This is a genomic window from Ramlibacter ginsenosidimutans (assembly GCF_016654015.1).
GTDB classification, from domain to species: Bacteria; Pseudomonadota; Gammaproteobacteria; order Burkholderiales; family Burkholderiaceae_C; genus Ramlibacter; species Ramlibacter ginsenosidimutans.
Window position 1 is genome coordinate 143541 of sequence record NZ_JAEPWM010000001.1, and the last position, 17637, is coordinate 161177.

The window sequence follows — 17637 nt, forward strand, 5'->3', positions numbered from 1 at the left end:
GCTCCTCACGCCGGCCGCACGTCCACCAGGCAGTCGTAGAAGACGGGCGCGCGGCCCAGGTCCGTGAGCCGCTGGCTGGTGAGCTGGTTCACGTTGGTTCCGTCCAGCCCCAGCTTGCGCCACCAGATGCCCAGACCGTTGACCACGCCTGGACGCGCACGCAGCGACACCCGCGCGACGCAGCGGTACTCGCCGCGGTCGTTGAACACGCGCACGACCTGCCGGTCCGCGATGCCGCGCGCGGCGGCGTCGTCCGCGTGCATCTCCAGCAGCGGCTCGCCCTCGATGGCGCGCAGGCTCTGCACGTTGACGAAGCTGGAGTTCAGGAAGTTGCGGGCGGGCGGCGAAATCATGGCGAGCGGATAGCGCTTGGAGCTTCCTGCCGGCTCATAGTTCGGGACATGGTCGGGCAAACCGTCCAGCCCCTGGCGCGCGAGCCGCTCGCTGAAGAACTCGCAGCGCCCCGAAGCCGTGGGGAAGCCGCCCTGGGCGAACGGCGCCTCGGGCACCTGCAGGCTGGCGAAGCCGCGTTCGAGCAAGGCGTCGAAGTCCAGCTTGCCCGCGAAGGCGCGGCGGCACAGCGCCTCGTCGCTCTCGGTGAAGCACGGATCCGTGAAGCCCATGCGCGCCGCCAGCTCGCGGAACACCTGGGTGTTGGGCCGGCTCTCGCCGACAGGCGCAATCGCCGGCCGGTTCAGCACCACGTCCGTGTGGCCGTACGCGCTGTGGATGTCCCAGTGCTCCAGCTGCGTGGTGGCGGGCAGCAGGTAGTCGGCGTAGTCCGCCGTGTCGGTGCGGAACTGCTCCACCACCACCGTGAAGAGGTCGTCGCGAGCGAAGCCGCGCACGACCTTTCCGGACTCGGGCGCCACCGCAAGCGGGTTGCTGTTGTAGACCACCACCGCTTCGATGCGCGGGCCGAACTCCGCCGAGGCCGGGCGCAACAAGTCGTCGCCGATGGTCACCATGTTGATGGTGCGCGGCCGGCGTCCTGCGAGCAGGTCCGGGCGCTGCAGCCCGGCGCGATCCGCGGGGAACCAGCCGGAACTGGAGAGCAGCACGCCGCCGGCGCGATGACGCCAGGCGCCCGTCAGCGCGGGCAGGCAGGCGACGGCGCGCACGGCATTGCCGCCGCCGCGCACGCGCTGCATGCCGTAGTTGAGGCGGATCGCGGCGGGCTGGGTCGTGCCGTAGTCGCGGGCGAGATCGCGGATCTGCTGCGCCGGAATGCCGCAGACCCCGGCAGCGCGCTCGGGCGACCAGCGCAGGGCACGCTCGCGCAGCGCCTCCCAGCCAGACGTGTGCCGGGCGATGTAGTCGTGGTCCAGCCAGTCGTTCACCACCAGTTCGTGCATCAGCGCGAGTGCCAGCGCCGCGTCGGTGCCCGGCAGGATCTGGAGATGCTCGTGGCACTTCTCCGCCGTCTCGCTGCGGCGCGGGTCGATGCACACCAGCTTGGCGCCGCGACGCTTGGCCTCCTGCGCCAGCCGCCAGAAATGCACCGAGCTCGCGATCGCGTTGCTGCCCCAGATCAGGATCAGTTTCGACTCCGCGAAGAACTCCACCTTCATGCCGACCTTGGCACCGAGCGTCTGGCTTAGCGCCTCGCCGCCGGCCGAAGAGCAGATGGTTCGATCGAGCAGGGACGCGCCCAGGCGATGGAAGAAGCGGCCCGCCATGGCCTCGCCCTGCACCAGCCCCATCGTTCCGCAGTAGCTGTACGGCAGGATGGCCTGCGGGTCGCGCGCAGCGATGGCGCCGAGGCGGCGCGCGATATCGTCCAGAGCCACGTCCCAGGACACCGGCTCGAACTGGCCCGAGCCCTTTGGGCCGGTGCGCCTCATCGGCTGCAGCAGGCGCTCGGGGTGGTACGTGCGTTCGAGGTAATGTGACACCTTGTTGCACAAAACGCCCGCCGTCGGCGCATGCGCAGCGTTGCCCTGCAGTCGGACCGCCACGCCGTCCTGCACCGTGGTGACCAGCGCGCAGGTGTCCGGGCAGTCGTGCGGGCATGCGCCCAGGACCTGGTGCGCTGGGGACGGGGACGTGGGGGCAGGCGCGGTATCCGGCATGCGGCCATTGTCATCCAGCGGGAACGCCCCTGCGCCCGGGTATGCCACGACGCTGCGGGGGATTCGCCACAGGCTCGTGGCCCGGACTGGCTACCGCAAGGCGCCGACCCGACAATGGCCCAATGATCAGTCGCCGCCGTTTCACCCGCGCCGCCGCCGGCGCGCTCGCCCTGGTCGGCGCTCCGGCCCTGCGGGCGCAAAGCGAACGCATCCTGCTCGCCCAGTCCGCCCCCTTCACCGGGCCGGCCGCCCAGCTGGGCATCCAGTTCCACCAGGGCGCCCGGCTGTTCTTCGAGCAGCTCAATGCGCAAGGCGGCCTGCATCGCCGGCCTATCGAGCTGATCAAGATGGACGACGGCTACGAGCCCGACCGCTGCGCCGACAACACGCGCAAGCTGCTGGCGCTGGACCCCCTCGCCCTGTTCGGCTACATCGGCACACCCACCAGCGTGGCGGCGCTGCCGCTCGCGACGGCGGCGCGCGCCCCCTTCGTCGCGCCTTTCACCGGTGCGATGGCCCTGCGCGTGCCGTTCAACCGCTACGCGTTCCACCTGCGCGCCTCCTACAACGACGAGACGGAGCTGATCGTCAAGCAGCTCACCGCGCTGGGCCTCAAGAAGATCGCCGTGTTCTTCCAGAACGATGCGTACGGCAAGGCCGGCCTGGACGGCGTGCAGCTGGCCACGGAAAAGCGCGGCATCCAGCCCGCGGCCCAGGCCAGCTTCGAACGCAACACGGTGGCCGTCGCACCGGCCGTGAAGACGCTGGTGGCGGTGCAGCCGGATGCCATCGTGCAGATCGGCGCCTACAAAGCCTGCGCGGCCTTCATCCGGCAGGCCCGCGCGGCCGGCTTTGGCGGCACCTTCTTCAACGTGTCCTTCGTCGGCACGCAGGCGCTCGCCGACGAACTGGGCAAGGAGGCCGCCGGCGTGGTGGTCTCGCAGGTGATGCCCTCCCCGTATTACGCGGCGTGGGCCATCACGCGCGAGTTCCAGCAGATGGCGAAGAAGGGCGGCGCCGACTACCAGGTGAACTACTCCAGCATGGAGGGCTACCTGGCCGCGAAGGTGCTGGCCGAGGGACTGCGCCGCGGCAAACCCACGCGCGACGGCCTGATCGCCGGGCTGGAGTCCCTGGGCGACGAGGACTTCGGCGGCTTCTCGGTGTCCTTCTCGCCCACGAACCACGTGGCCTCGAAATTCGTGGAGCTGTCGATGCTGACGGCGGACGGCAAGGTCCGGACCTAGGTCCGGTCTGGCGCGCAGGGCGGCTATGCCAGCGAACGCACCTGCGCCAGTCCTTCCATGAAGGCCTGGCAGCGCCCCAGCTGCTCCAGGCTCACGTACTCGTCCGGCTGGTGGGCCTGCACGATGCTGCCGGGCCCGCAGACCACGGTGCGGATGCCCGCGTTCTTGAACAGCCCCGCCTCGGTGCCGAAGGCCACTTCCGTGGTGCCCTGCGCGCCGGCCAGGCGCAGCGCGAGCCGCGTGACGTCGTCGTCGGCGGAGCCCAGGAAACTCGGGATCTCGCAGATGGTCTCGAAGCGGAAGCCCGTCTCCGGCGCCACCTTCTTCATGGCCGGTTCCAGCGACCGCGCATAGGCCACGACCTGCTCCTGCATCGCGCGCGCGTCAGCCGTGGGCAGGTCGCGGAATTCATAGCGGAACTCCGCGTCGCGCGGCACCACGTTGTCGGCGATCCCGCCGTGGAACTGGCCCACGCTGGCGGTGGAGAACGGCACGTCGAAACCGGCATAGCGCGGCTCTTCGCGCTCGAAGCCCTCGGCCATGTCGCGCACCTTGCCGACCACGCGCGCCGCCATCTCGATGGCGTTGACCGACTGCGGCGTGAGCGAGGAATGCGCCTCCTTGCCGCGCACGCAACAGCGGTAGCGGTACACGCCCTTGTGGGCGATGGCGGGTACCATGCTGGTCGGCTCGCCCACGATGCACGCCACGGGACGGATGCCCGCCTCGCGCAGGTCGGCGATCAGCTCCCTGGCCCCGAAGCAGCCGATCTCCTCTTCGTAGCTGAACGCGTAGTGGATGGCGAAGGGCCCATCGCTGTTCAGGAACAGCTCCGCATTGGCCACGGCGGTCGCGATGAAGCCCTTCATGTCGGCCGAGCCGCGCCCATAGAGCTTGCCGTCGCGCACCACGCCGGAGAGCGGATCGACCGACCAGTCCTGCCCGTCCCACGGCACCGTGTCGGTGTGCCCGGACAGGATCAGCCCGTCCGGCTTGCCCTCGCCCAGCGTGGCGAACAGGTTGGCCTTGCTGCGATCCGCGTTGTAGCTCAACCGGCTCTTCACCCCGAGCCGGGACAGCTCGTCGCGGATGCAGTGGATGAGTTCGAGGTTGGAGTTGGCGCTGACCGTGTTGAAGCCGACCAGGGTGCGGGCAAGCTCCAGGGCGCGCGGCGTGGGGGTGAGGACTGCCATGCCGGCATTGTCGGGGATCGCGGCGCGGATTCACCCTCATAGGCACGCGACTTGCAGGCCGCTAGACTGGCGGACTCCCCGCAGTCAGACCCATCATGAAGCTCCTGGACTCCATCGTCACCGAATCCGCCTCCATCGTGGCGGTGCGCCGCGACATCCACGCGCATCCCGAACTGTCGTTCAAGGAGGAGCGGACCTCCGACCTGATCGCCGCCCGGCTCACCGAGTGGGGCATTCCCGTCCACCGCGGACTTGGCACGACCGGCGTCGTCGGCATCGTCAAGAACGGCACCTCGTCGCGCGCCGTCGGCCTGCGCGCCGACATGGACGCGCTGCCCATGCAGGAGTTCAACACCTTCCCGCATGCCAGCAAGCACGCCGGCAAGATGCACGCCTGCGGCCACGACGGCCACGTCGCCATGCTGCTGGCGGCGGCCAAGCACCTGGCGAAGAACCGCCACTTCGACGGCACCGTGTACCTGATCTTCCAGCCCGCCGAGGAAGGCGACGGCGGCGCGCGCGAGATGATCAAGGACGGCCTGTTCGAGAAATTCCCCATGGAGGCGGTGTTCGGCATGCACAACTGGCCGGGCGGCCAGGTCGGCAAGTTCGCCGTCAGCCCCGGCCCCGTGATGGCGTCGACCGCCGAATTCAAGGTGACCATCCGCGGCAAGGGCGGCCACGGCGCCATGCCGCACCTGGGCAACGACCCGGTGCCGATCGCCTGCCAGATGGTGCAGGCCTTCCAGACCATCGTCAGCCGCAACATCAAGCCGATCGACGCCGGCGTGATCTCCGTGACGATGATCCATGCCGGCGAGGCGACCAACGTGATCCCGGACAGCTGCGAGCTGCAGGGCACCGTGCGCACCTTCCGCGAGGAGGTGCAGGAGCTGATCGAGCGGCGCATGAAGACCATCGCCGAACACGTGGCCGCCGCGCACGACGCGCAGTGCGAGTTCGAGTTCCACCGCAACTACCCGGCCACCGTGAACTCGGCGGCCGAGGCCGAGTTCGCGCGCAAGGTGATGGTCTCCATCGTCGGCGAGGAGAACGTGCTGGTGCAGGAGCCCACCATGGGCGCGGAGGACTTCGCGTTCATGCTGCAGGCCAAGCCCGGGGCCTATTGCTTCATCGCCAACGGCGACGGCTCGCACCGCGAGTTCGGCCACGGCGCGGGACCGTGCATGCTGCACAACCCGAGCTACGACTTCAATGACGACCTGATTCCGCTGGGCGCCACCTACTGGGTGCGGCTGGCCGAGGAGTGGCTGGCGAAAGAGCGCGCGTGAGCGGCGTGTCCGACGCGTTTGCGCGCAGCTACGCGCAGGCACGCCAGAACTTCCTGCGCGCCGCCGACGAAGCCGGCCTGCGGGTCGAGGCCAAGCCCCATCCGCTGCCCGGACTCGAAGGCGAGCCGCTCGCGATGGACGTCGCGCGCGACGGCCCTCCCGACGCCTCGCGGCTTCTGATCGTGAGCAGCGCCTGCCACGGCGTGGAAGGCTATTGCGGCAGCGGCGTGCAGGTGACGGCCTTGCGTGACACGGCGTTTCGCGCCCGCGCCGCGGAGCAAGGTGTGGCCGTGCTCTACATCCACGGCCTCAACCCCTACGGCTTCTCCCACATGCGCCGGACCACGCACGAGAACGTGGACCTCAATCGCAACTTCCACGATTTCTCGCGGCCGCTGCCGGTGAACGAGGCCTATCGCGAGCTGGCGCCGCTGCTGGTGCCGCCGCAGTGGCCGCCCGGCGAAGAGAACATGCAGGCCATCGCGCGCTACGTCGAGCAGAAGGGCGAGAAGGCCTACCAGGCCGCCATCTCGGGCGGCCAGTACGAATTCGAGGACGGCCTCTTCTACGGCGGCCGCGCGCCGACCTGGAGCAACCTGGCGGTGCGCGAAGTGCTGCGCGCGCACGGCCGGCGCGCCGCGCGCCTGGCCTGGATCGACATCCACACCGGCCTTGGTCCCAATGGGGTCGGGGAGCGGATCTATGCCGGGCGCGACGACCCGGCGGCGATTGCCCGCGCCCGCCAGTGGTGGGGCGGGGAGAGCCGCACGCCCGTGGTCTCCTTCTACGACGGCTCCTCGACCTCCGCCGTGCTGACCGGCCTGATGTTCACCTCGGCCTACGACGAGTGCCCGCAGGCGGAGTACACGGGACTCGCGCTGGAGTACGGGACGCAGCCGCTGCAGCAGACCTTCCAGGCCTTGCGCGGCGAGCAGTGGCTGCGCGCGCATCCCGACGCGCCGGCTGCGCTCGCGCGGCAGATCCGCCAGGCGCTGATGGACGCGTTCTACACGGACACGGACGCCTGGCGCGAGCGCATCGTGGCGCAGGGGCGCGAGGCGCTGCTGCAGGCGGTGGACGGACTCGCGGCCTGATCAGCCGGCGGCGCGCGACTGCGCGATCACCAGCAGGCCGTCGAAGATCAGGCTCTCCACCAGCTCGAAGGGCACCGACATGTGCGGCGCCATCTTCCAGCCCGCGCCGCCGGTCATGTAGCAGGCGGGCTCGGCGCCGCAGCGGCGCCGCACGTGCTGCACCATCCGCTCGATCGCGCCCGCGATGGCGAAGGTGCCGCCGCTGGTGAGGGCGTCGCTGGTGTTGGTGGGGAACTCGCGCACGTCGCCGGTCGGCACGTGCAGGCCCGCCGTGCCGCTCTCCAGCGCGCGCAGCATGATGCCGTGGCCCGGCAGGATGAAGCCGCCCAGGAAGCGGCCGTGGACGTCCACCGCTTCCACGGTCACCGCGGTGCCGATCATCACCACGACCATCGGCCGCGCCGGGCCGGCGGCCAGCATGCGGTGGCGCGCGCCGATCATGGCGACCCAGCGGTCGGCACCGAGGCGCGTGGGGTGGTCGTAGCCGTTGATGACGCCGGCCTCGGCCGCACTCGCGACCACCCAGTGGGCCGGCACGACCCACAGCTCCTCCATCTGCTCCTCGACCCGCCGCTTCACCGCGTCGGCCGAGACGCTGCATCCGAGCATGCGATCGGGCGGCGCCAGCTGGGACCATTCGCCGTCGGCGAGCTTGTCGATGTTCTCGAGGAACTCCGCGCCGCCCGCGATCGGCTGCGCGCCGACCGTGGCCTGCGGGTACAGCGCCCACTTCAGGCGCGTGTTGCCGATGTCGACGGCGAGGAAGCTCATGGCTGTCAGGCCGCGGCCTGCAAGGGCCCTTGCAGCGCCGCGAGTTCGTCGGCCGCCGCCTGTTCGTTCGCCTGCGCGGCGCCGCAGTCCTGCCCGGCCTGCTGCAGCAGGCCCTGCAGGCCCTTGCGCGCACGGCCGGCGCGGTCCACGTCCTCGGAGGCCGGCCCGCTGCCCGCAGCCTTCGCCACGACCGCGATCTTCTGGCGCACGGCTTTCCACTCGCCGTCCAGCAGTTGCTGCACCGAGGCGAGCAAGGCGCCGCGGCCGGCCAGCGCGGCCCGGGCACGCTCCATCGCGCGCTGCGTGGCCGAGACGACGGTGCGCAGCACTTTCAGCCGCTCCACCAGCAGTTCGCAGCGGGCGTTGTCCTGCTGGACCTGCTGCTGCACGGCGGGATCGCCGCCCGCGGCCATGCGCACCTTGAGCTGGTTGCGCATGTCCTGCAGCCAGCGCGTGCCCTGCTCCATGATCTTTTCCAGCGCCCGCACCTCGGCGCCGAACTCCAGCAGCATGCGGTCGGTCGCGGCCTGCGCCGACTGCTTCCGGAGCAGGTCCTTCACGTCGTCGTGCAGGTCTTCGGCGGCGCGCTGCACGCGCTCGACCTGCTGCGCGAACGCGGAGGCGGCCTGCTTGCCCTTGCCGGTGGCGCGCGCGAGCCAGCCCCTGGGTTGCAGTTGCGCGAACTCGACGCGCTCCAGCGCATCGTGCAGGCCCTGGCAGGCGGTCGCGAGCGGCCGCAGTTCGCCTTCGCCGGCGCGCACCACCGTTTCGAGCTGCTGGCGCAGTTCGAGCAGGCGCCGCACGTGGCCGCTGCCGGCGTCCGCGGCCATCTGGTCCAGCCAGGCCGTGGGCGAGGCGGCGGCCTGCGGGCGGACCTTCAGCTGCGCCAGCCTGGCTGGCGTCATCAGGGACGCGGTGCGGTCGTCGTCGGGTTCGCTCATGGGGCGCAATGGTAAACCCGGCGCCCCGTCCGGCCCAGCCTCAGAGCGCGCCCAGCCAGCAGGCGCGCTGGATGGCGGCCATCTTGTTGTCCACCTTCAGCTTGTTCATCGCGTTGGCCAGGTGGTAGTTGACCGTGCGCTCGGTGCACTGCAGCTCCTGCGCCGTCTCGCGCGCGGTCTTGCCCTGGAAGGCGAGTTGCAGGCATTCGCGCTCGCGCGGGCTCAGTCGCGAGCGCGCCGTCGCGATCGATCGCTTCACCAGCGGCCAGATGTTCAGGGCCGACCAGGCCAGCAAGGCGGCGTCGGCGCGCGCGGTCAGTTCGCGCGGGCTGAACATGAAACATTCGAATGCCCGGCCCGCGGGCAGCGAGAATTCCACCCGCACCAGGGTCTGGTAGCCGTGCGCCAGCCACAGCATGCGCCAGCGGCTGGTGTGCTGGGGATCGGACTTGGCGATGGTCTGCCAGGCCACCAGCGGTGCGTCGGAATCGCGCCAGCGCGCGCCGAAGTCACCGCTCTCGGCCAGAGCTTCGGCCGCTTCGGCAACGATCGGCGGATGAACGGCGATCACCTGGCGATCGTCGGAGCCGCCGAACGGGTCGGGGCCCAGCACCACGACCGCTTCGACCGAGAATTCCCGCAGGGCGGCCACCCAGTCACTGAGGATGCCGTCCAGGCTGACACTGTCAAAGTTAACAGGGATCCCCATGCGCGTTCGTCGTTCGTACCACCGCCGTGCTGTGACAATAGCATCAACACACCATCACCCATGAGCGAGCATTTGCAGCGCGCCTACCCTTTGCCACCGCGGGCTGCACTCGAGTCCATCACGATGCGTTTGCGCCAGCGGGCATCCAACGAGGTTCTGCAACCTCTGATGGAGCCGATTCTCCACCCTTCGCAGTGGCGCATCCGCGCCCTCGGGGTGTCGACGTTCCTGGGCCATCCCCTCTTCTACGTGGTGTGGGCCTGGTGGCTGCCGCAGCCTTACGAAAATCTGCTGCTGCGCGCGCTCATGGCCCTGTGCGGCCTCAGCCTGCTCGTGCTGCCGGGAGTCCGGGTGTCGCCGCCCACGCGCGGGGCGGCCGTCACCTTTTCGCTGATCTTCTGGCTCACCCTGCCCTGGTTCTTCTGGTGGATGTACTTCTGCAACAGCGGCAACGCGGTCTGGCTCGCCAGCCTGGGCGCGGCCATGCTGATCTACTACCACCTCACGGACTGGCGGCTGGCAACCCTGGGCTGCGCGACCGGCCTGCTGTTCGCCTGGCTTTGCTTCGAAGCAGTCGGTCCGGCGGTGCCTGCACTCGGCTTCGCGCAGGCGGCGACCAACACCGTCGTGCTCTCCTTCTCCTGGTTCATGGGCCTCGTGCTGGGGCTGTCGTCGTCCAACCTGCGGCGCGAGCAGCTCAATTACACGCTGGGCACGATGGGCATCATGGCGCACGAACTGCGCACGCCACTCGCGACCATGCAGCTGATCGCCGAGGCGGTGCGCAACGAGGCGCCGCAGTACGCCGGGGAAAGCGGCGAGCGCCTGCAGCAGCTGGGGACGCGCCTGAACACGCTGGTGCGCAACATGAACCACCAGATCGACATGCAGATCACCAACGCGCGCCTGATGCGGCCGATCGGCAACCCCGAACGGATCTCCGCGGCGCAGCTGGTGCGCGAGGCGATCGACGCCTATCCCTACCGCAGCACGCGCGAGAAGCAGGCGGTGGTGCTGCGCATCTACGGCGACTTCCACTTCTACGGCTCCCGCGACATGTTCCACCAGGTCGTGGACAACCTCACGAAGAACGCCCTGCGCTCGCTGGCCGCGGCCTCGTCCTCGCCGCAACCGGGCGACCTGCTGATCGAGGTGGGTGCGCATGGAGCGCGCGGCCGCATCGCCTTCACCGACAACGGGGTCGGGATGGACGCCGAGCTGCGCAAGCGCATCTTCCAGCCCTTCGTCTCCACCGACCGCGGCACCGGCCACGGGCTCGGACTGGCCTTCTGCCAGCGGGTCGTGAATGGCGCCCACGGGACCATCCGCGTGAAGGCCGCCCCGCACAAGGGCGCGGTGTTCACGATCGAGCTGCCGGTTGCCTAGAATCCTGACAGCTCCATGACTCTCCCCCTCTTCCACCGGCCCGGGACCGTCGTCTTCCTGGACGACGATCCGGACTACCTGGAGATGCTCGCGCTCGTCCTGCCGCGCAGCTGGCACCTCAAGCTGTTCCTGCGGCCGTCCGACTGCATCGCGCACCTGATGCAGGAGCCGCCCTTCTGGGAGGCCGACGCCTGGAACCAGCAGCAGCTGATCGCCAACTGGGGCGAAGGCAAGCCTCTGATCCCGCAGGTGCTGGCCTACTGGTCGCGCTACACCGAGCGCTACGCGCTCTCGCGCGTGGTGGTGGTGGACTTCTCGATGCCGGGCATGGACGGCCTGCAGGTGCTCGCCGAGCTGGGCGACTGGCCTGGCGCGCGCATCCTGCTCACCGGCCAGGCCGACGAACAGGTGGCGGTGCGCGCCTTCAACCGCGGACTGATCGACCAGTTCATTCCCAAGCAGACGCAGGACATCTCGCGGCGGCTGCGCGAGGCCGTGGAGCACCTGCTGTTCACGTCGCATGCGCGGCATGCGCAGATCTGGCGCACCACGCTCACCCAGGAGCAGAACGCGCTGCTGCGCTCTCCCGGCGTGGACGCGTGGCTCACGTCCTTCACCCAGAAGCACTGGGTGGAGCACGTGGTCATCGGCCAGCCTTTCGGCTTGCTGGGCATGGATGCCCACGGCAAGGTGGCGTGGCTGCAGCTGGAAACGCGGCAAGGGCTGGACGCCCTGGCCGAAGTGGCGGAAGTGGCGGGGGTGCCGGCGGCGGACGTGCAGGAGATCCGCTCGGGCACCAAGCTCGCGGACATCGAGCTGCGCCAGGCCCTGTCCTCGACGCAGCCGATCTCGCTCGTGAACGCGTTCGCGGTCGGCGAACCGGGTGGACTGCTGGGCGCGGTCTTCCCCGTGGAGACACCTGCCGGCCCCGATCCGGACAACAGCTACGCCCAGTGGCTGTCCCGCCAGCCCAAGCGGCACGTGCAGGACTGACTGCTCACCCGAAAATCTGCTGAAGCAGATTTTCGGGTGGCCTGATTCGTCAGTCCGGCTTCGTGCGCTGCCGGCGCGCGATCTGCCACTCCCACGGTTTCACGATGGGCGCGATTTCCTCGGCGACCGCTTCGACATGCGAGAGTTCGGCGTCGGTGAGGCCGGCATTGAGCGTCAGCCGCACCATCGACCGGTTGCGGCTGGTCGCCGGCGCGCAGAAGACCGCGCCGAAGACGTTGCGGCGCTCCAGCTCGTCGCGCAATGCCAGCGTGTCCTTCTCCGGGCCGGCCTCCAGGGAGATGATCTGCTCGCTGCCCTGGTGGATCGGGTAGCCCAGCTCGGTGAGCCGGGTGCGCAGCCGGCGCGTGTTGCGCACCAGCGCCGCGCGCTCCGCGTCGCTGCGCTCGACGACACCCAGCGTCGCGTGCAGGCCGGCGACCTCCTGCGGCAGCAGGCAGGAGCTGAAGATGCTCGGGAAGCTGTGGCACATCAGGTAGTGGCGCAGTTCGTGCGGCATCGTGAAGAAGCCGGCGCGGCCCGCGAAGGCTTTCGCCAGGCTGGCGGTGATGAAGTGCACCCGATGCGACAGCCCGAGCTCGGCGCACAGGCCGCGGCCCTGCGGGCCGTGCGTGCCGAGCGAGTGCGACTCGTCCACCAGGATCATGCAGCCGCCCTGCTCCGCGACCTCCACCATGCGCGTGAGCGGGCACAGGGCGCCGGTGGTGCTGTACACCGAGTCCACGATCACCAGCCCGGGCCCGCCGCGCGCGACCATGCGCGCGAGGTGCTCGGGGTCGTTGTGCCGGAACGCGGTGGCCACGGCGCCCGCCGCACGCACGCCTTCCCAGAGCGACATGTGCGCGAGGCTGTCCACGTAGACCGGGGTCTCGCGGTCCGCGACGACCTGGATCAGGCCCAGGTTCGCCGTGTAGCCGGACTGGCACAGCAGCGCGCCGTCCTTGCCGACGAAGTCCGCAAGCGCCGCCTCGAAGCGCGCATGTGGGCTGGAGTCCAGCTGGAACACGCCGGACTGCACCACGAAGTCGCGCTGGTCGCGCAATGCGGCGATCTGCGCATTCACGATGTCCGCGTGGCCCGTGATGCCCAGGTAGTCGTTGCCGTCGAGGCGGACTGCATTGGGACCCGGGGTGGTGCCGTGCGTCACGAAGCGCTTGCCCCACTCGTTTTCGTAGCGATCCCGGAATTCGCGGGCGATCCGCCCGCGCAAGTGTTGCGAAAGGCCCGGATCGGTGCCTCTGGCCGGACCGGCGGTTCCGGTTGTGATATTTTTCTCGACGACTTCCATGGACTACTCCTCGCTCAGGAGTTGCCATTGAAGCAAGTTCGAACGACCGGACGCGGGCGCACCCTGTCAAGCTTGACAGGTGCCCTTACGAATCCTTACCGGAAGTTTGTGCGGCTCAGGGTGAACACCGAGAGCCCGTGCGGCCGCGAAGCGGCCCGTGCCGGCTCCGGAGCGCGCTACGTGAGCTGCCCGTGGCAGTTCTTGAACTTTTTACCGCTTCCGCATGGGCAGGGATCGTTGCGGCCCACGCGCGGCATGCCCGCGACTGCGGACGCCATGCCGGAGCCACCCGCTGCCGCCATCGCCGCCGCGGCGACCGGACGCTGCTGCTGCGCGAGCGTCGCCTGGTCGAGGGTGCTTTCCACTTCGCCGGTCTCCGTCGGCGCGGTGTAGGTCACGTTGGCGATGCGTTCGGCGCGATCCTCGAGGTCCTCGGCGGCCTGCTCCACTTCGGCGGCCGACTGGATCTTCACCGTCATGAGCATGCGCGTGACTTCGTTCTTCACCGCGTCCAGCATCTGGCCGAACAGCTCGAAGGCTTCGCGCTTGTACTCCTGCTTCGGCTGCTTCTGCGCGTAGCCCCGCAGGTGGATGCCCTGCCGCAGGTAGTCGAGGGCGGCCAGGTGTTCGCGCCAGTGGCTGTCGATGCTTTGCAGCAGCACCATGCGCTCGAAGTGCGTGAAGTTGGCCTCGCCGATCTGCTCCACCTTCGCCTCGAAGGCCGCGTTGGCAGCGGCGACCACCTTCTCGACGATGTCCTCGTCGGTGATCGCGGTAGCGGCCTCGACCGTCGCCTTCAGCGGCAGGGAGATGCCCCAGTCCTCGGCCAGCGTCTTCTCCAGCCCGGCGAGGTCCCACTGTTCCTCGACCGACTCGGGCGGCACGTACTGGTGCACGAGGTCGGTGAAGCAGCCTTCGCGCAGCGAGGCGATCTGGGCGCCCAGCGCCTGCGCGTCGAGGATGTCGTTGCGCTGCTGGTAGATCACCTTGCGCTGGTCGTTGGCGACGTCGTCGTATTCGAGCAGCTGCTTGCGGATGTCGAAGTTGCGCCCTTCCACCTTGCGCTGCGCACTCTCGATCGAGCGCGTGACGATGCCCGCCTCGATGGCCTCGCCATCGGGCATCTTCAGCCGCTCCATGATCGCGCGCACGCGGTCGCCCGCGAAGATGCGCATCAGCGGATCGTCGAGCGAGAGGTAGAAGCGCGAGGAGCCCGGGTCGCCCTGGCGGCCCGAGCGGCCGCGCAGCTGGTTGTCGATCCGGCGGCTCTCATGCCGCTCGGTCGCGATGATGCGCAGGCCGCCGAGCTTGACGATCTGCTCGTGGTCCTTCTGCCACTGCTCGCGCAGTTCGGCGATGCGTTGCTGCTTGGTCGCCGCATCCAGCGTGTCGTCGGCCTCGATGGCCTCGACCGCCTTCTCCACGTTGCCGCCCAGCACGATGTCGGTGCCGCGGCCCGCCATGTTGGTGGCGATCGTGATCATCTTCGGGCGGCCGGCCTGCGCCACGATCTCCGCTTCGCGCGCATGCTGCTTCGCGTTCAGCACCTGGTGGGGCAGGCCCGCCTTCTGCAGCAGCTGGTCGATGATTTCGGAGTTCTCGATCGAGGTGGTGCCCACCAGCACCGGCTGCCCGCGCTCGTAGCACTCGCGGATGTCCTGGATCGCGGCCTCGTACTTCTCGCGCGTGGTCTTGTAGACGCGATCGAGCTGGTCCTCGCGCCGGCTCTGGCGGTTCGGCGGGATCACCACGGTCTCCAGGCCGTAGATCTCCTGGAACTCGTACGCCTCGGTGTCGGCGGTGCCGGTCATGCCGGCGAGCTTGCCGTACAGGCGGAAGTAGTTCTGGAAGGTGATCGAGGCGAGCGTCTGGTTTTCCGGCTGGATCTGCACGCCTTCCTTGGCTTCCACCGCCTGGTGCAGTCCCTCGCTCCAGCGGCGGCCCGACATCAGGCGGCCGGTGAATTCGTCGACGATGACCACCTCGCCATCCTGCACCACGTAGTGCTGGTCGCGGTGGTACAGGTGCTGCGCCCGCAGCGCCGCGTTCAGGTGGTGCATCAGCGAGATGTTCGCCGGGTCGTACAGCGTCGCGCCTTCCGGGATGAGGCCCAGGTTGGCCAGGATGCGCTCGGCGTTCTCGTGGCCCTGTTCGGTGAGGAACACCTGGTGCGTCTTCTCGTCCACCGTGAAGTCGCCGGGCTTGGTCACGCCTTCGCCGGTGCGCGGGTCGGCTTCGCCTTCCTGCTTCACGAGCAGCGGCACCACCTGCTTCATGGCGAGGTACAGGTCGGTGTGGTCCTCGGCCTGGCCGCTGATGATCAGCGGCGTGCGGGCTTCGTCGATCAGGATCGAGTCCACCTCGTCGACGATGGCGTAGTTCAGGCGCCGCTGCACGCGGTCGCCCACCTCGTACACCATGTTGTCGCGCAGGTAGTCGAAGCCGTACTCGTTGTTGGTGCCGTAGGTGATGTCGGCGTTGTACGCGGCCTGCTTGTCCTCCTTGGGCATGTTCGGCAGGTTCACGCCCACCGTGAGGCCCAGGAAGTTGTACAGCTTGCCCATCCACTGGGCGTCGCGATTGGCGAGGTAGTCGTTGACGGTGACGACGTGCACGCCCTTGCCCGACAGGGCGTTGAGGTACACCGGCAGGGTCGCGGTGAGCGTCTTGCCTTCGCCGGTGCGCATCTCGGCGATCTTGCCCTGGTGCAGCGCGATGCCGCCCATCAGCTGCACGTCGAAGTGGCGCATCTTCATCACGCGCTTGGAGGCCTCGCGCACTACGGCGAAGGCCTCGGGCAGCACGGCATCGAGGGTCTCGCCCTGCTGCAGCCGGCCGCGGAACTCCTCGGACTTTGCGCGCAGCTGCTCGTCCGACAGCTGTTCCAGCTTCGGCTCGAGCGCGTTGATCTGCTCCACCTGGCGCCGGTACTGCTTGAGCAGGCGATCGTTGCGGGAGCCGAAGATTTTGGTGAGGAAGTTCGTGGCCATGGGCGCGAATGTCGTCGGGGCCCGCGAGGGGGTGGGCCGGACGGCGCAGTCCTTTTTTTCGTTCAGCAGGAAAGGTGGAGCCGCCAGGCGCCTTTCGCAAGGCAGGAAGGTCGGCGGCGGCCAAACCCGGGATTTTACCTGTGCAGCTTTGTGGGACGGGATCCAAGAAAAAGCCCCGCCTCGGCGGGGCCGTTTCGAGCGGGGAAGGCCGCTCAGTGAGGCCGGTGGTCAGGCGGCAGCACCATCGCTGCCACGTGCTGCGGCGCTGCCGGCGCCGGCATCGCCGGGACGCTGCCGCCGCCGGCCAGGAATTTCTGCGGATCCTGCTGCACGCCCTGGACCAGCACCTCGAAATGCAGGTGCGGGCCGGTGGAGCGGCCGGTGGTGCCCACCAGGGCGATCTGCTGGCCGCGCTTGATGAGGTCGCCCTTCTTCACGAGCAGCTTCGACGCATGCCCGTAGCGCGTGACCAGCCCGTTGCCGTGGTCGATCTCCACCATGTTGCCGTACTCGGGATGCAGTTCGGCCGTGACCACGATGCCGCCCGCGGCCGCGACGATGGGCGAACCCACCACCGCCTGGTAGTCCAGCCCCGTGTGCAGCGCCTGCCGGCCGGTGAAGGGGTCGATGCGCCAGCCGAAGCGCGAGCCGATGGGTGCGTTGCTCACGGGGACCTGCGTCGGCACCATCATCTTCTTCAGGCGCTGGTCGATCAGGCGCGACTCCATGACGGTCAGCAGGTCGGTGCGTTCGCCGGTCAGCTGGTCCAGGTCGTCGAGCGTGCCCTTGACTTCCTGCAGGCTGAGCGGACGACCCTCCACCAGGGCGCCGCCGCGCGCGGTGTTCACGTGCAGCTCTTGCGGGCTCACGCCGGCCAGGCTGCCCACGCGCTCGCCGAGGGCGTCGAGCTGCAGCATGCGGGCCTGCATCTCGCCCAGGCGCCTGGCCATCGCATCGAGGTTCTCGCGCATGAAGCGGTCGCGCTGCTCCATCTCGTCGTGCACCACGAAGCGCACCAGCGTGCCGACGACGGGCCAGCGTTCACGCGCGCCCTTGAGGAACACCCAGTGGTAGAGCCCGGCGGCCATCAGCATCAGCACGAGTGACAGCGTCACCAGTGCGCTGACGAGTCGCGTGCCGCTCAGGTGGATCGCATGGCTCCTGGCCATGCGTGCGTCCGTGATAATGAAATGCATCTTCTGTACTCCCAATGACCGTCCCGCCCACCATCCGCCGCCATCAAGCCGTGACCTTGCAGAAGGCCGCGGAAGAGGCGCCGACCCTCGCACGGCTCACGCAACTGGCGCGCGAGTCGGGCGAGCGTCTGCGGGCGATCGAGTCGTCCATCCCTGCTCCCCTGCGTCCTGCCATCCGGCCCGGCCCCATCGAGGGAACCACCTGGTGCCTGCTGGTGGACAGCAACGCTGCGGCTGCGAAGCTCCGGCAGTTGGTCCCCCTCCTGATCGCGAGGCTCAACAGTCGCGGAATTGAGGTTACCGCCATCCGTTTGCGGGTGGGAAGCCTCCAGAAGTAAGCGCGCGTCCCGCTCGTCCCTGCCAGCGGCACCATCCGTCGCGGCGCCCCCGCTCGTCCCGCCGCGCGTGCCGGCCGTCCGTTGCAGGCAGCAGCGGCAGTCGCGAACG

At 69.2% G+C, this 17637-nt stretch carries 14 protein-coding genes; 6 read left to right on the forward strand and 8 right to left on the reverse strand.

Annotation, left to right across the window (positions count from 1 at the left end; translation table 11 throughout):
- Positions 1 to 5: 5 nt before the first annotated feature.
- On the reverse strand, positions 6 to 2072 hold the full coding sequence (locus JJB11_RS00765; RefSeq protein ID WP_201165997.1) for a molybdopterin-containing oxidoreductase family protein: 2067 nt from the start codon (positions 2070 to 2072) through the stop codon (positions 6 to 8).
- Positions 2073 to 2194: 122 nt separating this feature from the next.
- Here JJB11_RS00765 and JJB11_RS00770 point away from each other — a divergent pair, with 122 nt between their 5' ends.
- Complete coding sequence (locus JJB11_RS00770) at positions 2195 to 3319, forward strand: ABC transporter substrate-binding protein (RefSeq protein ID WP_201165998.1); 1125 nt, start codon at positions 2195 to 2197, stop codon at positions 3317 to 3319.
- Between the two features lie 23 nt (positions 3320 to 3342).
- On the opposite strand, the gene argE is transcribed toward JJB11_RS00770, so the two are convergent.
- Entirely contained in the window at positions 3343 to 4512 is a 1170-nt protein-coding gene (gene argE, locus JJB11_RS00775; protein WP_201165999.1) for an acetylornithine deacetylase, read from the reverse strand.
- Between the two features lie 95 nt (positions 4513 to 4607).
- Here argE and JJB11_RS00780 point away from each other — a divergent pair, with 95 nt between their 5' ends.
- Together JJB11_RS00780 and JJB11_RS00785 are read left to right on the forward strand one after the other, a co-directional pair.
- The gene (locus tag JJB11_RS00780; protein WP_201166000.1) at positions 4608 to 5804 is read left to right on the forward strand and encodes a M20 aminoacylase family protein; all 1197 of its coding nucleotides are present in this window, start codon (positions 4608 to 4610) and stop codon (positions 5802 to 5804) included.
- Positions 5801 to 6898: a DUF2817 domain-containing protein gene (locus JJB11_RS00785; RefSeq protein ID WP_201166001.1), complete on the forward strand. Its 1098-nt coding sequence runs from the start codon at positions 5801 to 5803 to the stop codon at positions 6896 to 6898. The genes JJB11_RS00780 and JJB11_RS00785 overlap by 4 nt, the downstream gene beginning before the upstream one ends.
- On the opposite strand, the gene JJB11_RS00790 is transcribed toward JJB11_RS00785, so the two are convergent.
- Genes JJB11_RS00790 through JJB11_RS00800 form a run of 3 tightly spaced genes read right to left on the reverse strand, consistent with a single transcriptional unit; the run spans position 6899 to position 9319 of the window.
- Positions 6899 to 7669, reverse strand: coding sequence for a type III pantothenate kinase (locus JJB11_RS00790; protein WP_201166002.1), 771 nt, complete (start codon positions 7667 to 7669; stop codon positions 6899 to 6901).
- A 5-nt stretch (positions 7670 to 7674) separates the two neighbouring features.
- Entirely contained in the window at positions 7675 to 8610 is a 936-nt protein-coding gene (locus JJB11_RS00795) for a hypothetical protein (RefSeq protein ID WP_201166003.1), read from the reverse strand.
- A gap of 40 nt (positions 8611 to 8650) precedes the next feature.
- Positions 8651 to 9319, reverse strand: coding sequence for a helix-turn-helix transcriptional regulator (locus tag JJB11_RS00800; protein ID WP_201166004.1), 669 nt, complete (start codon positions 9317 to 9319; stop codon positions 8651 to 8653).
- A gap of 168 nt (positions 9320 to 9487) precedes the next feature.
- On the opposite strand from JJB11_RS00800, the gene JJB11_RS00805 reads away from it, so the two are divergent.
- Positions 9488 to 10705 (forward strand): sensor histidine kinase, encoded by a 1218-nt coding sequence (locus JJB11_RS00805; RefSeq protein ID WP_201964531.1) that lies wholly within the window; start codon positions 9488 to 9490, stop codon positions 10703 to 10705.
- Positions 10706 to 10720: 15 nt separating this feature from the next.
- Positions 10721 to 11698 (forward strand): response regulator, encoded by a 978-nt coding sequence (locus JJB11_RS00810; protein WP_201166005.1) that lies wholly within the window; start codon positions 10721 to 10723, stop codon positions 11696 to 11698.
- A gap of 49 nt (positions 11699 to 11747) precedes the next feature.
- Here the strand turns inward: JJB11_RS00810 and cqsA are convergent, their stop codons facing one another.
- The 3 genes from cqsA to JJB11_RS00825 all read right to left on the reverse strand — a co-directional run bounded on the left by cqsA (position 11748) and on the right by JJB11_RS00825 (position 17190).
- A complete protein-coding gene (cqsA, locus tag JJB11_RS00815; protein ID WP_201166006.1) occupies positions 11748 to 13004 on the reverse strand; it encodes an alpha-hydroxyketone-type quorum-sensing autoinducer synthase in 1257 nt (418 codons plus the stop codon).
- Positions 13005 to 13180: 176 nt separating this feature from the next.
- Positions 13181 to 15994 (reverse strand): preprotein translocase subunit SecA, encoded by a 2814-nt coding sequence (gene secA / locus JJB11_RS00820; protein ID WP_201166007.1) that lies wholly within the window; start codon positions 15992 to 15994, stop codon positions 13181 to 13183.
- 212 nt (positions 15995 to 16206) lie between these two features.
- Positions 16207 to 17190: a M23 family metallopeptidase gene (locus JJB11_RS00825; protein ID WP_201166008.1), complete on the reverse strand. Its 984-nt coding sequence runs from the start codon at positions 17188 to 17190 to the stop codon at positions 16207 to 16209.
- A 14-nt stretch (positions 17191 to 17204) separates the two neighbouring features.
- On the opposite strand from JJB11_RS00825, the gene JJB11_RS00830 reads away from it, so the two are divergent.
- A complete protein-coding gene (locus JJB11_RS00830) occupies positions 17205 to 17528 on the forward strand; it encodes a DciA family protein (RefSeq protein WP_201166009.1) in 324 nt (107 codons plus the stop codon).
- Positions 17529 to 17637: the final 109 nt, after the last annotated feature.

Coding starts and splice junctions, on each gene's coding strand:
- JJB11_RS00765 (WP_201165997.1), bottom strand. CDS start 2,072: ATGCCGGATACCGCGCCTGCCCCCACGTCCCCGTCCCCAGCGCACCAG.
- JJB11_RS00770 (WP_201165998.1), top strand. CDS start 2,195: ATGATCAGTCGCCGCCGTTTCACCCGCGCCGCCGCCGGCGCGCTCGCC.
- argE (WP_201165999.1), bottom strand. CDS start 4,512: ATGGCAGTCCTCACCCCCACGCCGCGCGCCCTGGAGCTTGCCCGCACC.
- JJB11_RS00780 (WP_201166000.1), top strand. CDS start 4,608: ATGAAGCTCCTGGACTCCATCGTCACCGAATCCGCCTCCATCGTGGCG.
- JJB11_RS00790 (WP_201166002.1), bottom strand. CDS start 7,669: ATGAGCTTCCTCGCCGTCGACATCGGCAACACGCGCCTGAAGTGGGCG.
- JJB11_RS00795 (WP_201166003.1), bottom strand. CDS start 8,610: ATGAGCGAACCCGACGACGACCGCACCGCGTCCCTGATGACGCCAGCC.
- JJB11_RS00800 (WP_201166004.1), bottom strand. CDS start 9,319: ATGGGGATCCCTGTTAACTTTGACAGTGTCAGCCTGGACGGCATCCTC.
- JJB11_RS00805 (WP_201964531.1), top strand. CDS start 9,488: ATGGAGCCGATTCTCCACCCTTCGCAGTGGCGCATCCGCGCCCTCGGG.
- JJB11_RS00810 (WP_201166005.1), top strand. CDS start 10,721: ATGACTCTCCCCCTCTTCCACCGGCCCGGGACCGTCGTCTTCCTGGAC.
- cqsA (WP_201166006.1), bottom strand. CDS start 13,004: ATGGAAGTCGTCGAGAAAAATATCACAACCGGAACCGCCGGTCCGGCC.
- secA (WP_201166007.1), bottom strand. CDS start 15,994: ATGGCCACGAACTTCCTCACCAAAATCTTCGGCTCCCGCAACGATCGC.
- JJB11_RS00825 (WP_201166008.1), bottom strand. CDS start 17,190: ATGCATTTCATTATCACGGACGCACGCATGGCCAGGAGCCATGCGATC.
- JJB11_RS00830 (WP_201166009.1), top strand. CDS start 17,205: ATGACCGTCCCGCCCACCATCCGCCGCCATCAAGCCGTGACCTTGCAG.